This window comes from Agrococcus sp. DT81.2 (assembly GCF_049844935.1).
In the GTDB taxonomy this organism is placed as follows: Bacteria; Actinomycetota; Actinomycetes; order Actinomycetales; family Microbacteriaceae; genus Agrococcus.
Genome location: NZ_JBNCLZ010000002.1, coordinates 100,925 through 123,425, shown reverse-complemented (window position 1 = coordinate 123,425; position 22,501 = coordinate 100,925). Strand labels below are relative to the sequence as shown.

Annotated in this window: 25 protein-coding genes; 13 read left to right on the top strand and 12 right to left on the bottom strand. The window is 71.8% G+C overall.

The genetic code is table 11. The annotated features are described in order from the left end of the window. Nucleotides 1-162 precede the first annotated feature (162 nt). From ACLQ21_RS03870 to ACLQ21_RS03860, 3 genes are all read right to left on the bottom strand, one after another. Entirely contained in the window at nt 163-1,653 is a 1,491-nt protein-coding gene (locus tag ACLQ21_RS03870) for a deoxyguanosinetriphosphate triphosphohydrolase family protein (protein WP_425661663.1), read from the bottom strand. Between the two features lie 163 nt (nt 1,654-1,816). After that, nucleotides 1,817-2,941, bottom strand: coding sequence for an ABC transporter permease (locus ACLQ21_RS03865; RefSeq protein WP_425661661.1), 1,125 nt, complete (start codon nt 2,939-2,941; stop codon nt 1,817-1,819). Next, nucleotides 2,938-3,819: an ABC transporter ATP-binding protein gene (locus ACLQ21_RS03860; protein ID WP_425661659.1), complete on the bottom strand. Its 882-nt coding sequence runs from the start codon at nt 3,817-3,819 to the stop codon at nt 2,938-2,940. Before ACLQ21_RS03860 ends, ACLQ21_RS03865 begins: the two co-directional genes overlap by 4 nt. Nucleotides 3,820-4,040: 221 nt before the next feature. On the opposite strand from ACLQ21_RS03860, the gene ACLQ21_RS03855 reads away from it, so the two are divergent. Beyond that, nucleotides 4,041-4,904 carry a DUF72 domain-containing protein gene (locus ACLQ21_RS03855; RefSeq protein ID WP_425661657.1) on the top strand — a complete coding sequence of 288 codons (864 nt, stop codon included), beginning with the start codon at nt 4,041-4,043 and terminating at the stop codon, nt 4,902-4,904. 115 nt (nt 4,905-5,019) lie between these two features. After that, nucleotides 5,020-5,697, top strand: coding sequence for a hypothetical protein (locus ACLQ21_RS03850; RefSeq protein WP_425661655.1), 678 nt, complete (start codon nt 5,020-5,022; stop codon nt 5,695-5,697). Between the two features lie 10 nt (nt 5,698-5,707). On the opposite strand, the gene ACLQ21_RS03845 is transcribed toward ACLQ21_RS03850, so the two are convergent. The 6 genes from ACLQ21_RS03845 to ACLQ21_RS03820 form a co-directional block, all read right to left on the bottom strand. Beyond that, nucleotides 5,708-6,682: a ribokinase gene (locus tag ACLQ21_RS03845; RefSeq protein ID WP_425661653.1), complete on the bottom strand. Its 975-nt coding sequence runs from the start codon at nt 6,680-6,682 to the stop codon at nt 5,708-5,710. 29 nt (nt 6,683-6,711) lie between these two features. Further along, a complete protein-coding gene (locus ACLQ21_RS03840) occupies nt 6,712-7,296 on the bottom strand; it encodes a dihydrofolate reductase family protein (RefSeq protein WP_425661652.1) in 585 nt (194 codons plus the stop codon). Next, entirely contained in the window at nt 7,293-7,868 is a 576-nt protein-coding gene (locus tag ACLQ21_RS03835; RefSeq protein ID WP_425661650.1) for a dihydrofolate reductase family protein, read from the bottom strand. Before ACLQ21_RS03835 ends, ACLQ21_RS03840 begins: the two co-directional genes overlap by 4 nt. Then, nucleotides 7,865-8,317: an SRPBCC family protein gene (locus tag ACLQ21_RS03830; protein WP_425661648.1), complete on the bottom strand. Its 453-nt coding sequence runs from the start codon at nt 8,315-8,317 to the stop codon at nt 7,865-7,867. The genes ACLQ21_RS03835 and ACLQ21_RS03830 overlap by 4 nt, the downstream gene beginning before the upstream one ends. Continuing rightward, nucleotides 8,317-8,736, bottom strand: a complete 420-nt coding sequence (locus tag ACLQ21_RS03825) for an ArsR/SmtB family transcription factor (protein ID WP_425661646.1) — start codon at nt 8,734-8,736, stop codon at nt 8,317-8,319. The genes ACLQ21_RS03830 and ACLQ21_RS03825 overlap by 1 nt, the downstream gene beginning before the upstream one ends. Before the next feature lie 121 nt (nt 8,737-8,857). After that, nucleotides 8,858-9,205: a DUF2834 domain-containing protein gene (locus ACLQ21_RS03820; RefSeq protein ID WP_425661644.1), complete on the bottom strand. Its 348-nt coding sequence runs from the start codon at nt 9,203-9,205 to the stop codon at nt 8,858-8,860. A 123-nt stretch (nt 9,206-9,328) separates the two neighbouring features. Between ACLQ21_RS03820 and ACLQ21_RS03815 the strand changes: the two genes are divergently transcribed. Next, nucleotides 9,329-9,805, top strand: coding sequence for a DUF2975 domain-containing protein (locus ACLQ21_RS03815; protein WP_425661642.1), 477 nt, complete (start codon nt 9,329-9,331; stop codon nt 9,803-9,805). An 11-nt stretch (nt 9,806-9,816) separates the two neighbouring features. Here ACLQ21_RS03815 and ACLQ21_RS03810 read toward each other — a convergent pair whose 3' ends face one another. Next, nucleotides 9,817-10,503 (bottom strand): response regulator, encoded by a 687-nt coding sequence (locus tag ACLQ21_RS03810; protein ID WP_425661640.1) that lies wholly within the window; start codon nt 10,501-10,503, stop codon nt 9,817-9,819. A 102-nt stretch (nt 10,504-10,605) separates the two neighbouring features. On the opposite strand from ACLQ21_RS03810, the gene ACLQ21_RS03805 reads away from it, so the two are divergent. Beyond that, nucleotides 10,606-12,312: a cell wall-binding repeat-containing protein gene (locus ACLQ21_RS03805; RefSeq protein ID WP_425661638.1), complete on the top strand. Its 1,707-nt coding sequence runs from the start codon at nt 10,606-10,608 to the stop codon at nt 12,310-12,312. 95 nt (nt 12,313-12,407) lie between these two features. Then, the gene (locus tag ACLQ21_RS03800; RefSeq protein ID WP_425661636.1) at nt 12,408-14,114 is read left to right on the top strand and encodes a cell wall-binding repeat-containing protein; all 1,707 of its coding nucleotides are present in this window, start codon (nt 12,408-12,410) and stop codon (nt 14,112-14,114) included. A gap of 49 nt (nt 14,115-14,163) precedes the next feature. Here ACLQ21_RS03800 and ACLQ21_RS03795 read toward each other — a convergent pair whose 3' ends face one another. Then, entirely contained in the window at nt 14,164-15,408 is a 1,245-nt protein-coding gene (locus ACLQ21_RS03795; protein WP_425661634.1) for a sensor histidine kinase, read from the bottom strand. Nucleotides 15,409-15,612: 204 nt separating this feature from the next. On the opposite strand from ACLQ21_RS03795, the gene ACLQ21_RS03790 reads away from it, so the two are divergent. From ACLQ21_RS03790 to ACLQ21_RS03755, 8 genes are all read left to right on the top strand, one after another. Continuing rightward, nucleotides 15,613-16,389 (top strand): hypothetical protein, encoded by a 777-nt coding sequence (locus ACLQ21_RS03790; RefSeq protein ID WP_425661632.1) that lies wholly within the window; start codon nt 15,613-15,615, stop codon nt 16,387-16,389. A gap of 173 nt (nt 16,390-16,562) precedes the next feature. Continuing rightward, the gene (locus ACLQ21_RS03785; protein ID WP_425661630.1) at nt 16,563-16,901 is read left to right on the top strand and encodes a hypothetical protein; all 339 of its coding nucleotides are present in this window, start codon (nt 16,563-16,565) and stop codon (nt 16,899-16,901) included. 43 nt (nt 16,902-16,944) lie between these two features. After that, nucleotides 16,945-17,529, top strand: a complete 585-nt coding sequence (locus ACLQ21_RS03780) for an RNA polymerase sigma factor (protein WP_425661628.1) — start codon at nt 16,945-16,947, stop codon at nt 17,527-17,529. Next, nucleotides 17,526-18,368, top strand: a complete 843-nt coding sequence (locus ACLQ21_RS03775; RefSeq protein WP_425661626.1) for a hypothetical protein — start codon at nt 17,526-17,528, stop codon at nt 18,366-18,368. Before ACLQ21_RS03780 ends, ACLQ21_RS03775 begins: the two co-directional genes overlap by 4 nt. A 164-nt stretch (nt 18,369-18,532) precedes the next feature. Beyond that, nucleotides 18,533-19,138: a hypothetical protein gene (locus ACLQ21_RS03770; RefSeq protein WP_425661625.1), complete on the top strand. Its 606-nt coding sequence runs from the start codon at nt 18,533-18,535 to the stop codon at nt 19,136-19,138. A gap of 118 nt (nt 19,139-19,256) precedes the next feature. After that, nucleotides 19,257-20,552 (top strand): hypothetical protein, encoded by a 1,296-nt coding sequence (locus ACLQ21_RS03765; RefSeq protein ID WP_425661623.1) that lies wholly within the window; start codon nt 19,257-19,259, stop codon nt 20,550-20,552. Nucleotides 20,553-20,715: 163 nt separating this feature from the next. Beyond that, entirely contained in the window at nt 20,716-21,126 is a 411-nt protein-coding gene (locus ACLQ21_RS03760; protein WP_425662403.1) for a DUF6153 family protein, read from the top strand. Nucleotides 21,127-21,222: 96 nt separating this feature from the next. After that, nucleotides 21,223-21,792, top strand: a complete 570-nt coding sequence (locus ACLQ21_RS03755) for a DUF305 domain-containing protein (RefSeq protein ID WP_425661621.1) — start codon at nt 21,223-21,225, stop codon at nt 21,790-21,792. 190 nt (nt 21,793-21,982) lie between these two features. Here the strand turns inward: ACLQ21_RS03755 and ACLQ21_RS03750 are convergent, their stop codons facing one another. Beyond that, nucleotides 21,983-22,480: an SRPBCC family protein gene (locus tag ACLQ21_RS03750; RefSeq protein ID WP_425661619.1), complete on the bottom strand. Its 498-nt coding sequence runs from the start codon at nt 22,478-22,480 to the stop codon at nt 21,983-21,985. Between the last annotated feature and the right edge of the window lie 21 nt (nt 22,481-22,501).

Genomic DNA, 22,501 nt, shown 5'->3' with positions numbered 1-22,501 from the left:
AGGCGGATCGATCCGCGCGCATCCGCCGCGCATCCCATCGCCAGTTGAGCGGTTGCGTCCGAGTTGCCCTCTACTGGGACGCAGACCCTTCACCGGCGAGCGGCCCGCCCACACCAGTTGAGGGTTTGCGTCCGAGTTGCTCTGCACTCGGACGCAAACCCTCTACAGCTGCTGCCCGATCGCCCACAGCCCATCGGCCCTGCCGGAGATCGCCTCCGAGAGCGCGAAGGCCTGGGCGTCGTTGAGGGTGGCGACGTAGTCCATGATGCCGCGACCTCGCGCGAGCCGAGCGAGCTCCTCGGGGGCCGGCGGCGCCTCGAGCGCCGCGTACCCGGAGTGCGCGAGTGCAATGAGCTCCCGCAGGCGCCGCGGGACCCTGAGGCGGTCGTGCTCGTCGTCGAGCCAGGCGTCGAGCTCGCGCACCGTGCGGGTGAGGATGCGGCTGAGCCCGCGCTGGTGGATGGCGAGGTCGGGCCGGCTCAGCACGAAGTTCTTGTGCACGAACTTCAGCACCTCGACGATGTGCCAAGCGGTGGGCGAGAGCGTCACCGGCCCCGACCTCGGCGAGCTCTGCGCGGTGGGCACCACGGCGTGCTGCAGCGTGCGGATCCAGCGGTCGCTGAACGACGAGAGCGCGCGCTCCGCGCTGAGCGATCCGTCGTAGGGCCGCGACAGGAGCTCGTCGATCAGCTGGGCGTCGACGGTGACGACGGCCATGCGGAACGCGTCGTCGTCGGCGACCCAATCGTCGTCCCGACGCATCTTGCGCCGCAGCCGCTCGAGCGCTGCGCCGTGCTCCGTGGAGCCGACGACATCCTGCCGGTCCTCCGAGCTCCAGGCCGGTCGCGAGAGCCATCCCCGGAACTCGGCGGCGATCGAGGCGTGGTCGAGGATGCCCGCCCGGTAGAAGTCCTCGAGGTCGTGGACCGAGTAGGCGATGTCGTCGGCGATGTCCATGATCGCGCCCTCGACCGACTGGCGGAGCGGATCGGCGGAGCACTGCGCTCGCGCCTCGGCCAGGTCGGCGGCGTCGATCGCATAGGCGGAGTACTTGAACACCGCGTAGCCGCCCTCTGGGCGGCGCCGGATGCCGCGCGGAGGACCGTGCAGGTTGATCTCGGCGGGTGTCACGGAGGCGGCCCATGGATACTTCGCCGCCGCGGTGCGCACGGCGGCGGTCAGGTTGAGTCCGGTCGGCGCCGCCTCGATCACGTCGAGCGCGGTCAGGATGCGGTAGGTCTGCGCGTTGCCCTCGAACCCGTCCGGCAGGCCCAGCTCGACGCGAGCGATGCGGTCGAGGACCGCTTCTCCGAGGTGGCCGAACGGCGGGTGCCCGAGGTCGTGGGCGAGCGCGGCCGCTTCCACCACGGTCGGATCACAGGCGGCGCTCTGCGCGGAGTCGGCCAGCCGGTGGGCGATGGCCCGCGCGATCGCCCCGACCTTCAGGCTGTGCGTCAGCCGGTTGTGGACCGGCGCGCCCGACAGCGTCGGCGACACGACCTGCGTGACTGCGGAGAGCCGGGAGAAGTAGGGGGAGAACTGGATGCGCTCGATGTCGAGCGTGAACGCGCCGTCCCTGGCGGGACCCTCCTCGGCGTGGACCCTGCTCGTGCGCGCCTGCAGCTCCGTGCGATCAAGCTCCGTGCGATCCATTGCCCGTACCTCCGTCTCGCCGACCATCAGTCTCTCCGATCATGACCGGGCATCGCCCGTGACCTGGCGGGCGGGCAGGGACGGGCCTGGCGTGAGCTGGGCGCACGAGGACGGCCCGCCCCGATGTCTCGGAACGGGCCGTCGCGCGGAGCGAGCCGCCTGCCTACGGCTTCAGGGCGTCGCGCCACTTCACCATCGCGCCGGTCTTCAGCAGCGAGCGCTCGTAGACGCGGGCGGCGAAGCCGATCACCAGCACGGTGAAGGCGACGAGGATCGCGAGCGAGAGGTAGGGCTCCCACCACTCCTGCGTCTGCAGGTAGACGCGCATCGGCACGGCCACCGGCGCCGAGAACGGCACGTACGACATGATCTGCAGCGCCGTCGGGTTGTTGTTGAAGAAGATCACCAGGAAGTAGGGGATCATCACGAGCATCATGATCGGGCTGGTCGCCGAGGCGAGGTCCTCGGCGCGCGACACGAGCGCCGCCGCCGCCGCGTAGAGCGCGGCGAGCATCACGAAGCCCACCGTGAACAGCACCACGAACCAGACGATCGGCATGCCGAGCCCGTCGAGCAGCAGCTGCGAGCCGGTGACGGCGCCGCCGAGCAGCACGATCGCCGCGATCAGCGCGATCTGCGCGAACGCGAGCACCGAGTTGCCGACGATCTTCCCGGCCAGGATCGCTCGTGCCGAGACGGTCGCGAGCATGATCTCGACGATGCGCGACTGCTTCTCCTCCACGACCGACTGCGCGATGGTCTGGCCGAACGTCATGGCCGACATGAAGAAGACGATGCCGAACGCCAGTCCGATGAAGTAGGTGAGCATCGGGTCGGGCGCGTTCGGGTCGAGCAGCTGCAGCTCCGGTGCGACGCTCAGCAGCTGCATGAGCGAGCCCGGCGCCTCGCGGTCCGCGAGCACGAGCAGGCCCGACGGGCCGTCGCCCGGGACGACCCCGGCGTCGACGGTGCCGTCGAGCACGGCCTGCCGCACCGCATCCGCACTGCTGAGCGTCTCGACGGCGACGCCGTCGAGCGACTGCAGCGAGGACGCGACGCTGCCCGTCGTGGCGACGGTGGTGTCGTCGTCGAACAGGTCGGGGCCGACGGCCGAGAAGATGACGCCGCCGAAGACCAGGGCGAGCAGGATGATCGTCGAGATGATGTAGCTCTTGGAGCGGAGCTTCGTCATGATCTCGCGCTGGGCGACGATGCCCGTGGCCTGCCAGAAGGGCGTGCGGCCGCGCGGTTCGGTGCCCATGCGTGCGGCGGATGCGGTGGTGCTCATCGGACGACCTCCTGGAAGATCTCGGTCAGCGGGCGGACTGCGGGGGAGAAGCTGCGCACCGAGCCGCGCTCGATCGCCTCGCGGAGCACGCGGTCGGCGTCGGCCTCGGTGGGGGCGGTGAAGCGAACGTGGCCGCCGTCGAACTCGATGACCTCGATGCCGCGGATGCCGCGGACGAAGCCGGCGTCGTCGGTCTCGAGGATCCACTCGGGGCGTGCGTGGGCGGCGCGGATCTGCGCGCGCGTGCCGGCGGCGCGCACCTGCCCGTGGGCGAGGATGACGAGCGAGTCGCAGAGCCGCTCGACGACGTCGAGCTGGTGGCTCGAGAAGAGCACGGGCGCTCCGGAGCGGGCGACGTCGCGCAGCACCTCGAGCGTGGTCTCGACCGCCATCGGGTCGAGGCCCGAGAACGGCTCGTCGAGCACGAGCGCGGTGGGCTCGTGCACGAGCGCCGCGGCGATCTGCGCGCGCTGCTGGTTGCCGAGGCTGAGCGACTCGAGCGTGTCGTCCTTGCGCTCGCCGAGCCCGAGCTGCTCGAGCAGGGCGTCGGCGCGGCGGGCTGCGGCCTTCGCGCTCATGCCGTGCAGGCGGCCGAGGTACACGAGCTGCTCGAGCACCTTCATCTTGGGGTAGAGGCCGCGCTCCTCGGGCATGTAGCCGAACTGCGCGCGGTCGTCGGCGCTCACCGGACGGCCGTCGACCAGCACCTCGCCCGAGTCGGGCGAGAGCACGCCGAGGATGATGCGCATCGCGGTGGTCTTGCCGGCTCCGTTCGCGCCGACGAAGCCGGTCATCAGGCCGTCGTGCACGTCGAAGCTGACGTCCGTGAGCGCCGGATGCCCGTTGAACGAGCGGGAGATGGATCGGATGGAGAGCATGCTTCGACGCTAGGCGCGCGCGCTCCGCCGGACCTCCCCCTGGCGGCTGGACTTCCGGCTCCGCCGAGCGGGGGAGCGGTCTCCGCCCCACCGCTGATCGAGTAGCTGCCGAAGGCCGCGTATCGCTCCACCGCTGATCGAGTAGCCGCCGAAGGCCGCGTATCGAGATCCCTGAATGCCGCGTGCATGCGCCCCCTCGAGCGAGATGCGATGGTGGCGGAATGGATGCCCCAGACGACCGCGCGCCTGCCCGCGCCCGCGTCGGCATCTCGGGCTGGCGCTACAAGGAGTGGCGCGGCGACTTCTACCCGCGTGGGCTGCCGCAGCGCCGTGAGCTCGAGTTCGTCGGCGAGCGGATGTCGACGCTCGAGCTCAACGGCTCCTTCTACTCGCTGCAGCGCCCCGCGAGCTACGAGCGCTGGCGCGACGCGGTGCCGGACGGCTTCGTCTTCGCGGTGAAGGGCTCCCGCTACATCACGCACATGCTCCGGCTGCGGGACGTCGACGTGGCGCTCGCCAACTTCCTCGCCTCCGGCGTGCTCGCGCTCGGGCCGAAGCTCGGGCCGTTCCTCTGGCAGCTGCCCGAGCGCGAACGCTTCGACCCGGCCGTGCTCGACCGCTTCCTCGCCGCGCTGCCCCGCTCGACCGGCGAGGCGCTCGAGCTCGCACGCCGCCACGACGAGCGGATGGCGGGGCGCACGTGGCTGGAGGAGGGTCCGGATGTGCCGCTGCGGCACGCGCTCGAGCCGCGGTCGGAGTCGTTCGAGGATCCAGCCGCCGCCGAGCTGCTGCGTCGGCACGACGTGGCGCTCGCGGTCGCAGACACCGCGGGTCGGTGGCCCGCGTTCGGCGAGGTCACCGCCGGCTTCGCGTACGTGCGCCTGCACGGCTCGCGCGAGCTCTACGCGAGCGGCTACACGCCCGACGAGCTCGACGCCTGGACCGACCGCATCCGCGGCTGGACCTCCGGCGCATCCGCACCCGATGGCGGGCCGCGCGACGTGTACGTCTACTTCGACAACGACATCCACGGCCACGCGCCGAAGGATGCGCTCGCCCTCGCCGCCCGCGTCGACCCCCGCTGACCGTCTTCTCAACGTCGCGGGTGGCTGCTCGAGCGGCTATCGCCGATGCGCGACCAACCGCGACGTCGAGGATCGACGGTGGCGCGGCCGGGGGCCGCGGGGGGAGAGTGGCTGCATGGAGTTCGCCGAGCATGACGGTCCGCTGCCCGAGCCGCCGACGGTCGACTCGGTGAGCGCCGAGTTCCCGGTGCTGCTCGCGACGCTCGTGCCGCAGCCGAGCATCCGCGAGATCGCAGCGAGCACCACCTCGTCGAGCCGCAACGGGGGCCCGTTCCACCTCGAGACGGCGTCGATCACCTACGCGATCTTCTGGAACCCGGACGATCTCGACGATCCGGTCAACCACGTCGAGCTGCCCGCCGATGTGCGCGCCGCGATCGCCGATCCGTCGCCGCGGCTTCCCGCCGGCGTCGTCGACTGGCTGCAGTGGATGCGGTTCCCGAGCGCATACGAGGCGGTGCAGACGGTTGTGCCGCGCGACGGCCGGTCGATCGCCGACGAGCTCGCGCTGCACATGCGCAACGTGGTCGGCAACAGCTTCCGCAAGCAGCGCGACCCGACGCCGCACGAGCCCGACACCTTCGTCGACCCGCCTTCAGCCGCGGACGCGGTCGACGCATCCGTCGTCGTCGAGGGAGAGGTCGTCGGATGCATCGGGATCGACGACGAGCACGTGCTCGCCCTGGGCGTGGGGCTGGGCGATGCGATCGCGCTGCTGGTGCTGCCCAAGCACCTGCTGCCGGTGCTGCGGGTCGAGCTCGTGCGCCGGCCTCGGCCGGTCGCGGTCGGGTAGTCCGGCCTCGTCAGTCGACCGGCGTGAGCCCGTGCTGCTGCAGGAACGCGGCGAGCTCGTCGGCGAACGGGTACGACGACTGCGCGCCCACAGCGGTCGCGGCCATCGAGCCGACGGCGCACGCCGTCCGGACGCCGTCGACAAGTTCGTCACCGGCGGCGAGGCCGAGCAGCAGCGCTCCCGTGAACGCGTCACCGCAGCCGGTGGTGTCGACCGCCTCGACGCGCGGCGCCGCCACCCGGGTCACGCTCGGCTCCGAGCCGGCGTCCCACGCGAGCAGCGCAGCACCCTCGGCGCCGAGCGTGACGACGGTGCGAGCGACGCCGCGCTCGCCCAGTGCCCGCGCGTGCGCCTCGAGCGGTGCATCGTCGCCGAGCTCCGGCGACAGCTCGCGCAGCTCGTGCTCGTTGAGCACGAGCACGTCGACGTTGCGCAGCAGCTCGCTCGGCGGCTCCGAGAAGGGCGAGGGGTTGAGCACGACGCGCGTGCCCTGGGCTTTGGCGATCTCGCTCGCGCGGATGCTCGCATCCATCGGCACCTCGAACGAGAGCCCCAGCACGTCGGCGGTTGCCACCGCATCCGCCTTCGCGTCCACCACCGATGCGTCGACGAGCCCGTTGGCGCCGCTCGAGACGATGATGAAGTTCTCGCCGCGCTCGTCGACCGCGATCATCGCGGTGCCGGTGGATGCGTCGTCCCGCACCTGCAGGTCGGTCACGTCGACGCCGCTGCGCTCGAGGCTCGCGATCAGCATCTCGCCGTAGGCGTCGCGCCCGACCGCCCCCACGAGCGAGACGCGCCCGCCGAGCCGCGCCGCCGCGGCGGCCTGGTTGGCCGACTTGCCGCCGGGCAGCAGCTGCAGCGCGCCGCCGGCGACGGTCTCGCCCGGCTTCGGCAGCACGCGCGTGCGCACGATCAGGTCGGCGTTGGCCGAGCCGACGACGCAGATCCGGCCGCTCGTGCTGCTCTCGAGTTCTGTTCGCACGCCCCCATCATGCCGCCGGCGCGGCTCGCTCAGGGCGTGACGGGATGCGCGGCCACGGGCCGGTAGCGCACGTCGACCTCGACGAACTGCCCAGCGTGCTCATCGTCGTTGAGCAGCGCGAGCGGGATGCGTGGTCCGCCCGGATTGTCGTACAGCCGGATGCCGTCGCCGAGCAGCACGGGCGCGATGTGCAGGTCGATCTCGTCGATGAGCCCGCGCTCGAGCAGCTGCCGCCCGATCGAGGGCGAGAGCACCTCGAGGTTCTTGCCCCCTGCTGCCTCGAGCCCGATCCGCACCGCCTCGGCGACGTCGCAGCTGAGGAACGTCACGCCCTCGGCGGGCTGCGCGTCGTCCGGGTGATGGGTGAGCACGAACACCGGCCCCTGCCACGCCCCGCCGTAGACCGTGCTCGGGTCGGGGTAGAGGTCCCAGCCGATGCGGCCACCGAGCACGGCGCCGGTGGTGGAGGTGTACTCCTCGATGACCCCGTCGCGGCCGGCGAACCCGGTCAGCCAGTCCATGGCGTGGCCGGGGCCGGCCACGAAGCCGTCGAGCGACATCGAGAAGTGCCAGAGCACCTTGCCGGCCGCGGCCTGCGGCGCCATGACCTTCATCGCCCGACCGCCTCGAGCGCGTACTCGCTGACGACATGGCCCGACGGCAGCGCGGTCGACGACTCGAGCCGCAGCAGCTGCAGCCCGAGCGTCGGCGGCGTGAAGCGCAGCCCGTCGCCCATGATCGCCGGCGTGATCCGCAGCCGCAGCCGGTCGACGAGCCCCGCCTCCAGCAGGGCGTTCGCGAGCGAGAGCGACCCCCACACGATGATCGAGCCGAACCTGCCGCCCAGCGCGCGCACCGCATCCGGCGCCGTCGGCTCGGGCCGCACGACCTCGATCTCGCCGTCGCCCCACGGTGCCCGCGCGAGGGTCGACGAGACGACGAGCTTCGGCAGTCGGGCGATGGGCGCGGCGACCGGTTCGACGGCGGCGTCGGCGGTCGGCCAGTAGTCGGCGAACATCTCGTAGGTGCGGCGGCCGAGCAGGATGGCGTCGACGGTCTCGAGCATCGCGAGCTGGCCGTCGTCGACCAGGTCCTCGGGCATGGTCGCCTCCATGAACCGGATGCCGCCGTCGCGCTCGGCGGCGAAGCCGTCCGCGGTGACGATCTGCTCCACGATGAGGCTCATCGCGAGACCGTCGCGAGCGTGTCGTCGAGCTCCTCGAAGGCCTCCGCCCAGCCCTGGTGGATGCCCTCCCGGGTGGCGAGATCCTCGTCGATGCCAGCGAGGTGGAACGTCATCTCGCACCGCCCTTCCGGCGCCTCGACCAGGTCGACGGTGATGATCATCGCGTCGGCGACGGCATCCCCGGGGTCGGCCCACGAGAACCGCAGCCGCTCCGGCTCGCGCACCTCGAGGTACTCGCCGCCGGTCGGGTACTCGCTCCCATCGGGCGCGATCATCAGGTACTCGTAGCGGCCGCCGACCCGCACGTCGATGCGCACCGACTCGGGCGGCGTCACCACCTCGTGCGGATGCCACCACTGCGCCGCGAGCACCGGGTCGGTCCACGCTCGCCAGACCGCCTCGCGGGGCGCGTCGAACGTGCGCGTGATCGTGAACTCCTTCGTTGCCATCACTGCTCCTTCGGGTCGCCGACGGATGCGTCGGCCTGGTTCGTCGTTCGGACGTCGGTTGCGTCTGCTGTCGCCGCGGAGGCGTCGCGCGGGCCGACGAGCGCGGCGAGCGTCTCGTCGAGCCGGTCGAACCGCGATTGCCATGCGGCGCGGTGGTGCCGCACCCAGGCCTCGGCATCGTCGAGGCCCTCCGGGCGCAGCGCGCAGCTGCGCCACTGCCCCTGCCGGGTGCGCTCGATCAGGCCCGCTTGCTCGAGCACGCCGAGATGCTGCGAGATCGCGGGGCGGCTCATGGCGAACGGCTGGGCGAGCTCGCCGACCGTCGCCGCGCCCTGCGCGAGCCGCTCGAGCATCGCGCGCCGCGTGGGGTCCGCGAGCGCGAAGAAGATGCGGCTGAGGGGATCGGTCGCGATCGGCACGGGCGGACTTCCTTACGTAAGCAACTGCTTACATGGTGCGTCCGTCGCATAGCTGTGTCAAGCCCGGTCTCGACTGATCGAGGACCACACGCCGGCGCCGTGCGCGGCCCTCGGCCGCGGGCTACTCGACCGGCGGAGCTGCCCGCCGGCTCAGCGATACTGCCCGCAGCGCGAGGAAGAGCGGGAACGTGAACGCGATCGCGGTCACTGCGCTCAGCACGACGAGCGCCCAGACCCACTTCGCCCACCCGAGGCGTGCGCCCTCCACGATCATGAAGATCGCCGCAGCGACCGCCACCACGAGCAGGTCGACCGACGCCGAGGAGGTCGCAGCGTTCGCGAACCACGCGCCGAAGTAGTCGGCGCCGCCCGACTCGAGCACGAACGCGACGTTGAACCACCAGGTGCCCACCAGCCCGACGCCCGCGAGCGCGAACCAGATGATCGCCACGCCGGGGATCCGAGCCACGGGCGCCCCCTCCTGCCTCGCTGGATGGCTGCACCATGTGCGCAGCGGCTGGCCATTGTCAAGGAGTCCGGTCGAGGCTATCGTCATTCGATAGGTGCTGATCGAGAGCCGATAGGTGGCAGCATGCAGCGCGGGGCAATCGTGGGCGCCAAAGCCGCCATCGCGATGCTGCTCGCCGCGTCGCTCGTGGGCCATCTCTGGTTCATCCCGCTCGCGGCGTGGGAGGTGGTCTCCGAGCTGCCGGCGGCGGCGCCGCTGCAGCTGCCGGGGATCGTCGGATGCGTCGCGATCGTCGCATGCGTGCAGGTCACGTTGCTCGCACTCTGGCGGCTGCTCTCGCTCCTCGCGCACGACCGGATCTTCGACGCCTCCGCGTTCCGTCCCGTCACCGCGATCATCGCGAGCGCGGTCGCCGCCGCTGCGCTGTTCGCGGCGGCACTCGTGATCCTCGCGTCGGCGAACGCGATGCCGCCGAGCGTCGGCGCGCTGCTCGTGGTCGGCATGCTGACGTCGGGCGGCATCGCGCTCGTCGTCATCGTCATGCGCGAGCTGCTCCGGAAGGCGACAGCGCTCGAGCACGAGCTGGCCGCCGTCGTCTGACGCCGCCGCGATCAGCCGCGCGGGGCGACGACCCCGTGCTCGTACGCCCAGATGACGGCGTGGATGCGGTCCCGGATGCCGAGCTTCAGCAGCACGTTCGACACGTGCGTCTTGACCGTCGCCTCACCGACGAAGAGCTCGCGGGCGATCTCGGCGTTCGAGCGTCCGCGGGCGAGCAGCATGAGGGTCTCGCGCTCGCGCTCGGTGAGCTCGTCGAGGGCGGGATCGGACGGCGGGGCATGCCCGCCCGAGCTGGCCGACGCATCCGCCACCGCGGGCGTGGCCGCGAACCGCTCGATCACGCGGCGCGTCACCTCGGGCGAGAGCAGCGCGTCGCCGCGCGCGAGCGCGTGCACGGCGTCGATGAGCTGCTCTGGCTCGGCGGTCTTCAGCAGGAAGCCGGAGGCGCCCGCCGAGAGCGCGTCGAACAGGAAGTCGTCGCGGTCGAACGTCGTGAGCATGAGCACGGCGGCATGGCCCTCGCCCGCGCAGATGGCGCGGGTCGCCTCGAGCCCGTCCATCACCGGCATCTGCACGTCCATGCAGATCACGTCGGGACGCAGCTCGGCGGCCAGCCGCACGCCCTCGCCGCCGTCCTTCGCCTGCCCGACCACCTCGAAGCCGGGCTCGCTCGCCAGGATCGTCTCGAAGCCCGCGCGCACGAGCGCCTGATCGTCCACCAGCAGGATGCGCGTCACCCGTCCACGCTAGCGGCGGCCGGCATCCGGGACCTCCCGGAGGCGAGTCGCGGCCGGATCGGTATTGTGAGCGCAACCTTGCCCTGACTGAACGGTTGCAGGATGCCCTCGCGCCCCCGTCTCGTCGTCGCCGCGCTCCTCGCGGCGCTCATCGGATCGGTGCTGACGGTGGTCCCGGCGACCGGCACCGCTGGACGCGCCGAGGCGGCGGTCGCGGCCGACTTCGATCCCGGCTACATCGTCTCGGACGAGCAGTTCTACGACGGCTTCGCGATGAGTGCCGGCCAGGTGCAAGCGTTCATCGACGCCAAGCACCCCGGCTGCAACGCCGGCTTCACGTGCATCGACACCTACGCGCAGCGGACGCCGTCGATGGCCGCCGACGCGTACTGCCAGGCGGTGCCTGGCAAGCCCAGCGAGACGGCGGCCAGCATCATCGCGCGCGTCGGCGAGGCGTGCGACATCTCGCAGCGCTACCTGCTCGTGCTGCTGCAGAAGGAGCAGTCCCTCGTCACCCGCCGAGACGCGACCGCCGTGCACTACACGAAGGCCACGGGCTTCGGGTGCCCCGACACCGCCCCGTGCGACCCCGCCGTCGGCGGCTTCTTCTACCAGGTGTACTACGCCGCCCGGCAGTTCAACCGGTACGCGGCGCATCCGCAGAACTACAACCACCGCGTCGGCGTGGTGAACCAGATCCTGTACAACCCGAATCGGGCCTGCGGCTCGAGCCCGGTGCTCATCCGCAACCTCGCGACGGCCGGGCTCTACAACTACACGCCGTTCCAGCCGAACGCTGCGGCGCTCGCGAACCTCTACGGCGAGGGCGACACGTGCTCCGCCTACGGCAACCGCAACACCTGGCGCATCTGGACCGACTGGTTCGGCGATCCGACCGTGCCGCTGCCCACCGCCGAGCGGGTCGCGGGCGCCGATCGATATTCGACCGCGGTGGCGGTCTCGCAGCGCACGTTCCCGCAGGGCGCGCCGGTCGTCTACCTCGCGAGCGGCGAGAACTTCCCCGACGGGCTCGCGGCAGGGCCGGCGGCGGCCCATCGAGGAGGGCCCGTGCTGCTGACGCCGCGGGGCGCGGCATCCCAGGTGGTCCTTACAGAGATCGACCGGCTGCGTCCGACCGAGGTCGTCATCGTCGGCGGTGAGCCCTCGATCTCGCCCGCGGTCGAAGCGGCGGTGCGTTCGCTGGACCCCGCTCGCACGGTGGAGCGGCTCGGCGGCGCAGACCGGTTCGAGACCAGCAGGCTGATCGCCGAGGACGCGTTCGCGTCGGCGTCGGCGGCCTTCGTCGCCACCGGGCTCAAGTTCCCCGATGCGCTCGCGGCCGGGCCCGCCGCCGCGCTCAGGGAGGGACCCGTGCTGCTCGTCCACGGCGGCCAGGACGCGCCCGACGAGGCGACGCTCGCGACCCTGCGGCGGCTCGGGGTCGGATGGGTCGGGGTCGCCGGCGACGCGAACTCGGTCTCGGCCGGCGTCGCCTCGGGCCTCACCGAGGCGGGTCTAAACGTGGCGCGCTACGCCGGCGGTGACCGCTTCGCGACGGCGGCGCAGCTCGCCGGCAGCTTCGGCGAGGTGAGCACCGGCTACATCGCGAGCGGCTCGGACTTCCCCGACGCGCTGGCCGGCGCCGCCGCCGCCGGAGCAGATCGCGCGCCGCTGCTGCTGGCCCGGCGCGAGTGCATGCCGGCGGTGACGCGCAGCGCGCTGCTGACCGCTCGAGTGGATGAGGTCGTCGTGCTGGGCGGGCTGCCGACGCTCAGCGAGGCCACAAAGAGTTACACGCGCTGCGGCTGAGTGCCGGTCGAGGATCGGACGACATTCGACCCCGTCGGCGGGAGCACAGGGGCGTACCCTGAGCGTGACCCTCGCCCTCGTTGAACGGTCGACGCATGCGCTCGAGCCTTCGCCTCCTCGTCGCCATGGTGGTCGCTGGGCTCGTCGGCTCGGTGCTCACCGTGATCCCGTCGACAGGGCCTGCCGGTCGGGCGGCCGCGGCCGTCGCGGCGGACTTCGACCCCGGTTACCTCGTATCGGACGAGCAGTTCTACGACGGCTTCGCCATCACCGCGACCCAGGTGCAGGCCTTCATCGACGCCAGGCATCCCGGGTGCAACGCCGGCTTCACGTGCATCGATACCTATGCGCAGCGGACGCCGTCCATGGCCGCCGACGCGTACTGCGCCGCGGTGCCCGGCGCGAGCAGCGAGACGGCGGCGAGCATCATCGCGCGCGTGGGGGCGGCGTGCGACATCTCGCAGCGCTACCTGCTCGTGCTGCTGCAGAAGGAGCAGTCGCTCATCACGCACCAGTCCCCGACCTCGACGACGTACGGGAAGGCGACCGGGTTCGGCTGCCCCGACACCGCGCCGTGCGATCCCAGCGTCGCGGGCTTCTTCTATCAGGTGTACTACGCGGCTCGCCGGTTCAACCAGTACGCGGCGCATCCGCAGGACTTCAACCATCACGCGGGCGAGGTCAACCAGATCCTCTACAATCCGAACCGAGCGTGCGGCTCCAGCCCGGTGCTCATCCGCAACCTCGCCACCGCGGGGCTGTACAACTACACGCCGTACCAGCCGAACGCGGCCGCGCTGGCGAACCTCTACGGAGCGGGCGACGACTGCTCCGCGTACGGCAACCGCAATACGTGGCGCATCTGGACGGACTGGTTCGGCGACCCCACCGAGCCACTGCCGACCGCTGAGCGAGTGCAGGGCAGCGATCGGTACGCGACGGCGGTCGCGGTCTCGCGGCGCACGTTCCCTCAGGGGGCGCCGGTCGCCTACCTCGTCAGCGGGGAGAGCTTCCCCGACGGGCTAGCCGCCGCTCCGGCGGCTGCGCACCGCGGTGGCCCTGTGCTGCTGACGCCGCGCGCCTCGGCGTTGCCCGGCGTGCTCGCGGAGATCCAGCGACTGGGGCCCGCGCAAGTCGTCATCGTCGGCGGCACCCCCTCGATAACGGCCGCGGTCGAGAATGCGGTGCGCGCGCTCGACGGTGGGCGAGAGGTGCTGCGAGTGGGCGGCACCGATCGGTTCCACACGAGCAGGCTCGTCGCCGAGCATGCGTTCGCATCGGCCGGATCGGCGTTCATCGCGACCGGGCTGAAGTTCCCCGACGCGCTCGCCGCCGGGCCCGTCGCGGCGTTCGCCTCTGGGCCGGTGCTGCTCCTCGATGGCGGCAGCCAGGCGCCAGACGAGGCGACCCTCGCCACGCTGCAGCGGCTCCGCGTCAGATGGGTGGGCATCGCCGGCGACACCAGCTCGGTCTCAGCGGGCGTCGCCTCCGGCCTCGCCGCAACGATCCCGGATGTGGTGCGCTACGCCGGCTCCGACCGCTTCGGCACCGCAGCCCGGCTGGCGGCGACCTTCGGCGAGGGCGGCTCCGTGTACATCGCGAGCGGCACCGACTTCCCCGACGCGCTGGCCGGCGCTGCCGCCGCGGGCGCGGAGGGCGTGCCGATGCTGCTCGCGCGCCGCGAGTGCATGCCGGCGGTGACGCGCAGCGCGCTGCTGACGGCGAGCCCCGAAGAGGTCGTCGTGCTAGGGGGCGCCTCGACGCTGAGCGACGCCACCGCGCGCTACAGGCGCTGCCCCTGATCGCCGATTGAGGTACACGTCCGCATGGTCCCGACTCGCATGCGAGACGTCATCTGACCGTTGCCGTGGCCAGACCCGCGGACGCCGTCGGCAGCGTTGCGCGCACCAGGTAGCCGCCGCGAGACTTCGGCGCGGCCTCGAGGGTGCCGCCGAGGGCGGTCACCCGTTCGCGCATGCCGACGATACCCATGCCGGTGCCAGAGGTGGTCGCCGCGGCGCTGCCGTGGCCGTCGTCGGACACCTCCACCTCGATCGCGTCGGGCAGGTACCGCACCCGCACGTCGACGACGGCGCCCGGGCCGGCGTGCTTGCGAGCGTTCGTCAGCGCCTCCTGCACGCAGCGGAACGCCGTTAGTCCCACCGCGGGCGACACCGACCGGGGCTCGCCGATGGTCGTGAGCGCCACGCGCTGGCCGCTCGCCTCCGCCGACGCGACGAGTGCCGGCAGGCGCTCGAGGTCGGGCGCGGCGCCGGCGCCGTCGTCCTCCGCTCGCAGCGTCACGACGAGCGACCGCAGCTCGCCGATCGCGTCGCGCGCCGACTGCTCGACGTGCCGCAGCGCATCCGACGCCTTCTCGGGGTCGCGGTCGAGCACCCGCCGCGCGGCGCCCGCCTGCACGCCCATCGCCGAGACGTGGTGCGCGACGACGTCGTGCAGCTCCCGGGCGATGCGCATGCGCTCGAGCGAGACCGCCTGCTCGGCGAGCTGCGCCTGCTGCGCGTGGATCTCGGCGTGCGCGGCGGCGAGCTCCTCCTGCTCAGCCGCGCTGCGCCAGGCACGGTCGCCGAAGATCCATCCGGCGCCGAAGTAGGCGGCGTTGATCACGATCTGGATGATGAGGAACGCGAAGAACGCCGACACCCCGCGCTCGCCGGTCTCGGGGTCGAGGAAGCCCCGGATCGCCGACGACGCGAGCCATGCCGCCATCAGGATCACGATCACCAGCCGAGCCCAGAACGCCCGGCGGCGGTCGGAGTCCCACGCGCCGATCGAGTAGATGCCCATGAAGAGGCTGACTTGCGACGCGTAGAGCTCGAGCGCGCCCGTCTCGCCGGCGACGATATAGATGACGATCTGCACGATCGACACCGGCACGGGGTGCACCCGCCGCAGCACGAGCGGCGCGGGCAGCAGCACCGCCGTGAGCAGCGGCGCCCAGATCGGCACCTCGGTGAACTGCAGCTCCGTCATCGCGCTGAGCGCCACCATGACGCAGCCCACGAGCGCGAGCACGCCCGCGAGGATCGCGTCGGCGCGCATCGATCGCGCGTCGGGAGCGGGGCGCACAGGCATGCCGACCAGCGTAGGCGGGAGGATGCGTCGGCCGCCTCCGCCGTCCGGCGGAGCCGCCTCCCGATGGTCGAGTAGCTGCCGAAGGCCGCGTATCGAGACCACCGCCCCGTGACCGAATCGTGATGTTCGCGCGCACTCGACCAGGAGGATCCTGGTCGCATCTGGACCAGCGAAGCTTCGCTCGAGACCAGGAGGAGCAGGGCCATGCACAGCACCCGTTCACATCCCCGGACGGCTGCCGTCGCGGCGCTCGCGGCCACCACCATCCTCGTCGCCTGCGGTCCGACCGCGCCGACCGCTCCGACGGCGTCGGATGCGCCGCCGACGGTGTCGGAGACCGCACCGGCGCCCACCGCGACACCCGCGCCGCCGTCGGCCAGCGCATCCGCGGCACCGACCAGCGCCCCCAGTGCGACGCCGACCCCCAGCGAAGCCGCGGGCGAGCTCTTCGAGACGCAGAACGGCACCATGCGGCTGCGCCTCCCGGAGGGATGGACCGTGCACGACGTGAGCCGGGTCTCGACCGACCACAGGAACGGCCAGGTCTGGTGGGAGAACATGATCGGCTTCGCGTCGCCGGGCGGCACGGAGCTCGGGTACTACGACGGCTACGGCGGCAATGTCGGCTTCATCCGTACGGACTTCGCCATCGTCGAGGAGATCCCGACTGACATCGCGAGCGATGTCGCGGCGATGTCGTGGTGGGTGCACGACGCCGACCGGTACTTCGTGTACGCGGGCATGGCGACGCACTCCGGCGAGGGCACCGAGCCGATCCCGGAGTTCGTGATGCCGGGCGTCGAGCGCAATCACCACTTCACCGTGATGCTGCTCGGAGGGAGCGATCCGTCGGTCGCCAGCCGGGCGGAGGCCGAGGCGCTGCTGAGCAGCGCCGACGTCTTGGAGGCGCTCGAGCTGATCGCGACCGTCGAGCTCACGGGCGTCGATCCGTCGGCCATGCCGCCGGGCGTCGACCCGTAGCGACGCGCGGGCTGTCGGATCCACTGCGACTCGGGTGCCGGAGCCGAGCGGGGCGCTCGCGAACCTACAAACACGAGCGCGTGTCACTGGGCCCGCCTACAGTGAAAGCAGAAATCGGAGAGTTGCCTGATCGGCAGCGATCTGCCGAGCGGTGCACCCCACGAGGAGACCAGATGTCGACGAGCGACGCGGCTGACGCCGTCCCGGAATCGAGCGTGTGGGCCGGCTGGGAGCACGCGAAGGCCGCGGCCTGGGCCGACGCGCTGCTCGCCTTCGAGCGGCATCGCTTCACGACCACGGCGCAGCACATGCTGCTGCTCGCGCTCTGGCACGACTGGCACGACCGCGGCTCGCTGCCCGAGCTGCGCCGCTGGGAGCAGCTCGCGCGACGCTTCGAGTCGCAGGGCGTGACTGCCGCCGCATTCGAGCGCTTCCACCGCGACGCGGGGGCGACGCCGTGGTCGCCTGCCGTCGACCGCCCCTGCCAGAAGGCGCTCGCCGGGGCCGCCTGAGCCGAGCCTGTAACCGCTGACACGCATCCGGACACTCCAGGCTGTGGACCTCGCCCAGACCGACGAGCACCTCTGGCGTGCCGTCGTGCGAGGGGACGGCGTCGCCTTCGCCGCGATCTTCGATCGCCACGGAGACCGCGTGTGGCGACACGCATGGAGGCTGATGCAGCACCGACAGGACACGGAGGACGTCGTGGCCGCCGCATTCGCGGAGGCATGGCGGCGCAGGGCGCGCGTGCGCATCGTCGACGACTCGGTGCTGCCGTGGCTGCTCGCCACCACCACGAACTGCGCCCGCAACGCACGCCGCAGCCTGCGCCGCAATCAGCGGCTCATCGCGCACATTCCCCTCGGCCCCGACGCCCCCGACACCGCTGACGTCGCGGCCGACCGCTTCGAGCGCCTCGACGCCACCAGTGCGGTGGCGGCGGCGCTCCGCGAGCTGTCCCAGACGGATGCCCGGCTCGTCTCGCTCGTGCTGCTCGAGGAGATCCCGCTCGCCGACGCCGCGCGCGCCATCGGCGTCAGCTACGGCGCCGCGAAGACGCGCATCCATCGCGCGAAGCAGCGGCTGCGCGGCCACCTCGAGGCGGCCGGCATCGACGACCTCGAGGGGGTGCCGGCATGAGCGAGGAGCGGCAGCCCGGCATGAGCGACGAGTTCAAGACGCGGATGCGTCAGGGTCTGTCGTCGATGGCCGTGCGCGAGCGCGTGCGCGAGCGGCGTCGCAATCGGGCGATCGCCGGCGGCGGCGTCGCGGCAGTCGCCGCGCTCGTGGTCGGTGTCGGCGTGTGGCAGGTGACCGGTGCCATCGACCCGAGCATCGACCAGGCGGCGCCGCCAGCACCGAGCGTGACGGTCGAGCCGAGCGCCACGCCGCCGGCACCGCCGCTCACGACGGCGACCGAGGCGCCCGAGCCGACGCCCGCGCCGCCGCCTGGCTTCGAGGGCGTGGCCGCCGGCGAACCGATCGTCACCGCGTCCGTCGAGGCGCCCGAAGGCGGCGACACCGGCGCCGGGGGCGGTGCGACGATCGAGCGCGAGTACGAGGTGTACGTGCTCTGCGAGGGAGCCGGCTCCGTGCTGTTCGACGGCATCCCGTTCATCGACTGCGAGCAGTTCGAGGCGGGCACCGGCTGGGCCTACTTCGGACTCACGGATGTCGTCGGCGACGGCGATCCGCAGTACACCGCGACCGCCGACTTCGACGGGCAGCTGCAGGTCGTCGACAGGGGCGCGATGCCGAGCGGCACCGTCGAAGGTGCCTCGGTGACCGTGTACTACGACTGCATGTCGCACGAGGTGCTCGCCATCGGCGGCCAGCGCTTCGACTGCGGTGCCGACCCGCAGCGCATCCCGGATCTCGCGGCCTGGGGCGTGCCGGTGGCGCCGGGCTCGTTCGCGCCCCGCATCGAGACCGAGGACGCCGGGTTCAACGGCGTCGTGCGATGGCTGGTCGAGCGGTGAGCCGGGCCCGCAGGCGATGCGCGGCCCTCGCGGCTGTGCTGCTCGTGGTGAGGCTCGCAGGCTGTGGTCCAGCGGGGACGCTCGCCCCCACCGACAGCCCAGCAGCCTCTCCATCGCCGTCAGCCGCAGCGACAGCCGCCCCGACCGCGGCCGCACCGAGCGCGATGCCGACGGAGACGCCGTCGCCGTCGCCGACGCCGACGCCGACCGCAGCCGCGGCGCCGCGCACGCCGCCGTCAGTGCCCGAGCTGCCCGCACGTGTGCCGGTGGCGACGGAGGTGCCGGTGGAGGGGCCGACGCCGCAGTACGGCAGCCGCTACGACTACCTCGTGACGTGCGATCCCCGCACGCCGGTGTGGCTCGACGACGGCGACGGACAGTACTCGTGGGACTCGACCGACCGGATGATCGAGTGCAAGGAGGAGCAGGGCGCCGTCATCGCCATGAGCGTGCGCTTCGAGGAGGCTCGGCTGCTCACCATCTACGAGGCCGACATCGGCATGCCGGTCGCCTTCCGGACCCTCACACGGACAGGCTTCGACGACGCTGCGATCGCAGAGGTCGCGGAGCAGACCGGCACGCAGGAAGTCGACATCGAGCTCAACTGCTATCAGGACTACGTCGGCTACATCCAGGTCGGCGACCGGTTCGCGAACTGCATGGAGAGCTACGACACCGTGCGGCTGACCGATGCGCCGCTCGCCGACGCGCTGACGAGCCTCGAGATCGGCCCGACCTTCGAGCGGCAGCTCCACCTCTACCCCTCGTGACCTGCGCGGTCACCGGCGCCGCGAACGTGATCGAAACGTGATCCGGATGCGGTGACCGGCGGCCGACACTGGACATGTCAGTGCGTGCGGGGAGGAACCCCGCGAGAGAGGATCCGCCGTGCGCGCTACCCCGAGCCGCTTGCTCGCCACCACCGCGATCGTCGTGCTCGCCGCGATGCTGGGCGCCTGCGCGCACCCGCAGCCCGAGGCGACGACGGCGCCGGACCGCCCGCAGTCGACGCCCAGTGCGAGCGCGACGCCGACCACCGAGCCGGTTGCCACCGAGCCGACGGCCACCGAGCGTGCGGGGACCGGTGTCGCGACGCCGCCCGCGACGGTCGAGCTCGTCGACTTCGAGACGCAGAACGGCACGATGCGCATGCGCATCCCCGCCGACTGGACGGTCGAAGACAACAGCGCCATCACGGTGCAGGGCGACCGGCACCAGGGTTGGAACAACGAGCTCTGGTTCGCCGCTCCGGACGGCGGAGGCATCGGTTACTCCGACGGCCACTGGGACAGCGTCGGTGCAGCAGCGATCGAGACGGTGGTTACGGAGCAGGTCCCCGTGGGCCACGGACTCTTGGCTGCCGCCTGGTGGCAGCGCTACGAGGGCGACTCGTACGGCGTCGGCGTCGCCGTCGTGCCCAGCCTTGAGGAGCCCTCCCACGTGTTCAGGCTGGGTGACGGCAGTCGACTGCGCTCACTGGCGTTCCACCATCCCGATGTCGAGCAGGGCTTCGCCAGCCGTGAGGCTGCCGAGGCGTATCTCAGCAGCCCTGCCGTCGCGCTCGCGCTCGACGTGATGGCGACGGTCGAGTTCGCCGGCGACGAGGACGCGCTGCCGGAGGGCGTCGGCGTCGAGCACGAGGGCACGACCTACCTCCCGTACACGACCAGGAACGGCACGGCCTCGTTCCTCGTGCCGCGCGAGTGGACCATCAACGACACCAGTCGCTTGGGCACGAACCGCGCCGGCCAGCAGGTGTGGGAGAACTCGGTCACGCTCGAGTGGCTGCACGTCGGCCCGATGCTCCACTACGGCGACTCGGAGTTCACGAACATCATCGAGGAGTGGGAGTGGACGCGCGGCGAGGTGCGCCCGACGGCGACCGACGGATGGCAGGCGGTGTCGTGGACGCTCGGTGACTCCGTGCCGAACCATGCCGGCGAGGTCGGCGTCAGCCTCACCGACCTGGGCGGCACCGTGCGGCCCGCCGACAACGTATGCAGCGAGCGGATGTGCCGCAGCTTCGCCAGCCTCCCGACGCCTCCGCACTGGTACCGGGAAGCGGGCGTCGACGGTCCCGAGGACTTCTTCGGCAGCGCCATGGAGGAGCGGCTGCTCACGGTCGTCGCCTCGCTCGAGACGCACCACGACGACCCGACGCGCATGCCCCCGCTCGGAGGTTGATGCACGGCTGTCAGATCCGGGGGCGGGCGGAACACCGCCCGGCCCCTGCGCGAGTGGGCGGTGTTACCGTTGGGCCCGCAACCGTGGGGAGTGCTGGATGCGTGCGCAACTGCGGCAGCCGGTGGGGCGAGCGCCCCAGATGCTGTCGGCTCGCGCACTCGTGATGCTCCTCGCCACTGTCACGCTGCTCATCGCGGGGCTGCTCGGCATGCACGCGCTGAGCGGTTCGGGCGGCCACGCGTCTGGTCATGGCGGCGCCGCGCTCGCCGCGGACTCGCACCATGGAACGATCCCGGTGTCACCGCACGCGCACGATGAGCAGGCGGCGTCGCCCTCGAAGACCGCGAGTTGCTCCATTGCGTGCGACCACGACGCCCCGGCGGCGCCGGGGCACGCCGATGTTGTCGCATGCGTGTTGGCGCTCTTGGCCGGCTTGATCGTGCTGGTGCCTCCCGCGCGACTCGGGCGCTCGTGGGCGCAGACCGCCGTGCCCCGGGGACCGGCCGTCGCATCCGCGGTGCTGCTCGCACCACCGCCGCCGTCCCTCACCCTGCTCTCGATCAGTCGGACCTGATCGGTCTGCCTGGCCCTCGGCCAGGCCGCCGGTGTCGCGCACCGCGACGTCGCAGACCCATCACACCCAACTGAGATACAGGACAGGAAGACCACCATGAAGCAGTTCAACCGCGCGCTCGGCTTCAGCGCGCTCGCACTCACGCTCGTCATCACCGGGTGCTCCGCAGGCGGCACCCCGACCGGCTCGTCGCAGGCAGCTGGCACCGAAGCCAACGCGGCCGACCAGATGTTCGTGACGATGATGATCCCGCACCACGAGCAGGCCATCGAGATGTCCGACGTCGTGCTGGCGAAGGGCGACGTCGACCCCCGTGTGCTCGAGCTCGCGCAGCGCATCAAGGAGGCGCAGACGCCCGAGATCGAGCAGATGCAGGCGTGGCTCGACGACTGGGGCATGGGCCACGGCGGCATGGGCGGCGGCATGGGCCACGGCGACGGGATGATGTCGGATACTGACATGCAGGCACTCGAGGACGCGAGCGGGGTCGATGCGAGCCGGCTGTACCTGCAGCAGATGATCGAGCACCACGAGGGCGCGGTCGACATGGCCGAAGCCGAGGTCGATGGCGGGCAGCACCCCGACGTGGTCGCGCTCGCGCAGCAGATGGCCGACGCGCAAACGGCCGAGATCGCCGAGATGGAGCAGCTCCTCACCGAGCTGTAGCTCACCCTGCCCTTGCAGCTCGTCGAGAAGTAGCCCCTTCCCGCTCGTCGAGAAGTAGCCCCTTCCCGCCCGTCGAGAAGTAGCCCCTTCCCGCCCGTCGAGAAGTAGCCCCTTCCCGCTCGTCGAGTAGTAGCCCGCAGGGCCACGTATCGAGACGACATCCGTCGCCGCCTCGAAACGGCCCTGCGGGCTACGCCCCCCGACGGAACGACGCCTGCAGCGCCTCAAGCACCGCGGCGCGCTCCCGCCTCGCAAGCCACCGATAGACGGGCATCATGAGGCGGCGGATGCCGCTCACCTCGACTCGCGCGCCATGGCGCACGAGCGTGCTGCCCTCGGACGCCGCTTCGAGCTCGTAACCGGGCCAGCCTTCGGCAACCCTCCGGCCACCGCGTCCGGGCTCCCACCAGTGGTAGACGAGCCGGGTCGGCCGCTCGAACGCCACGATCTCGCCGGGTGTCGTGCCCGCGGCGCTGCGGTCGACGTAGGTGGTGCCGAGCTGCGGCTCGCCGGGCGAGGTCTGCTCCGTCGTGCGGAAGATGCTGCCCTTGCGGGGCATCCAGTCGTTGTAGCCCTCGATGTCGGCGAGGCGGGCGAACACCGCATCGATCGGGGCGTCGACGATCCCGTGCAGCTCGAACTCGACGACGGCCATGGCCTCAGAGTGCTCCTCGACGAGCGCGTCCACAAGCGGACCGTTCGAGGGTGA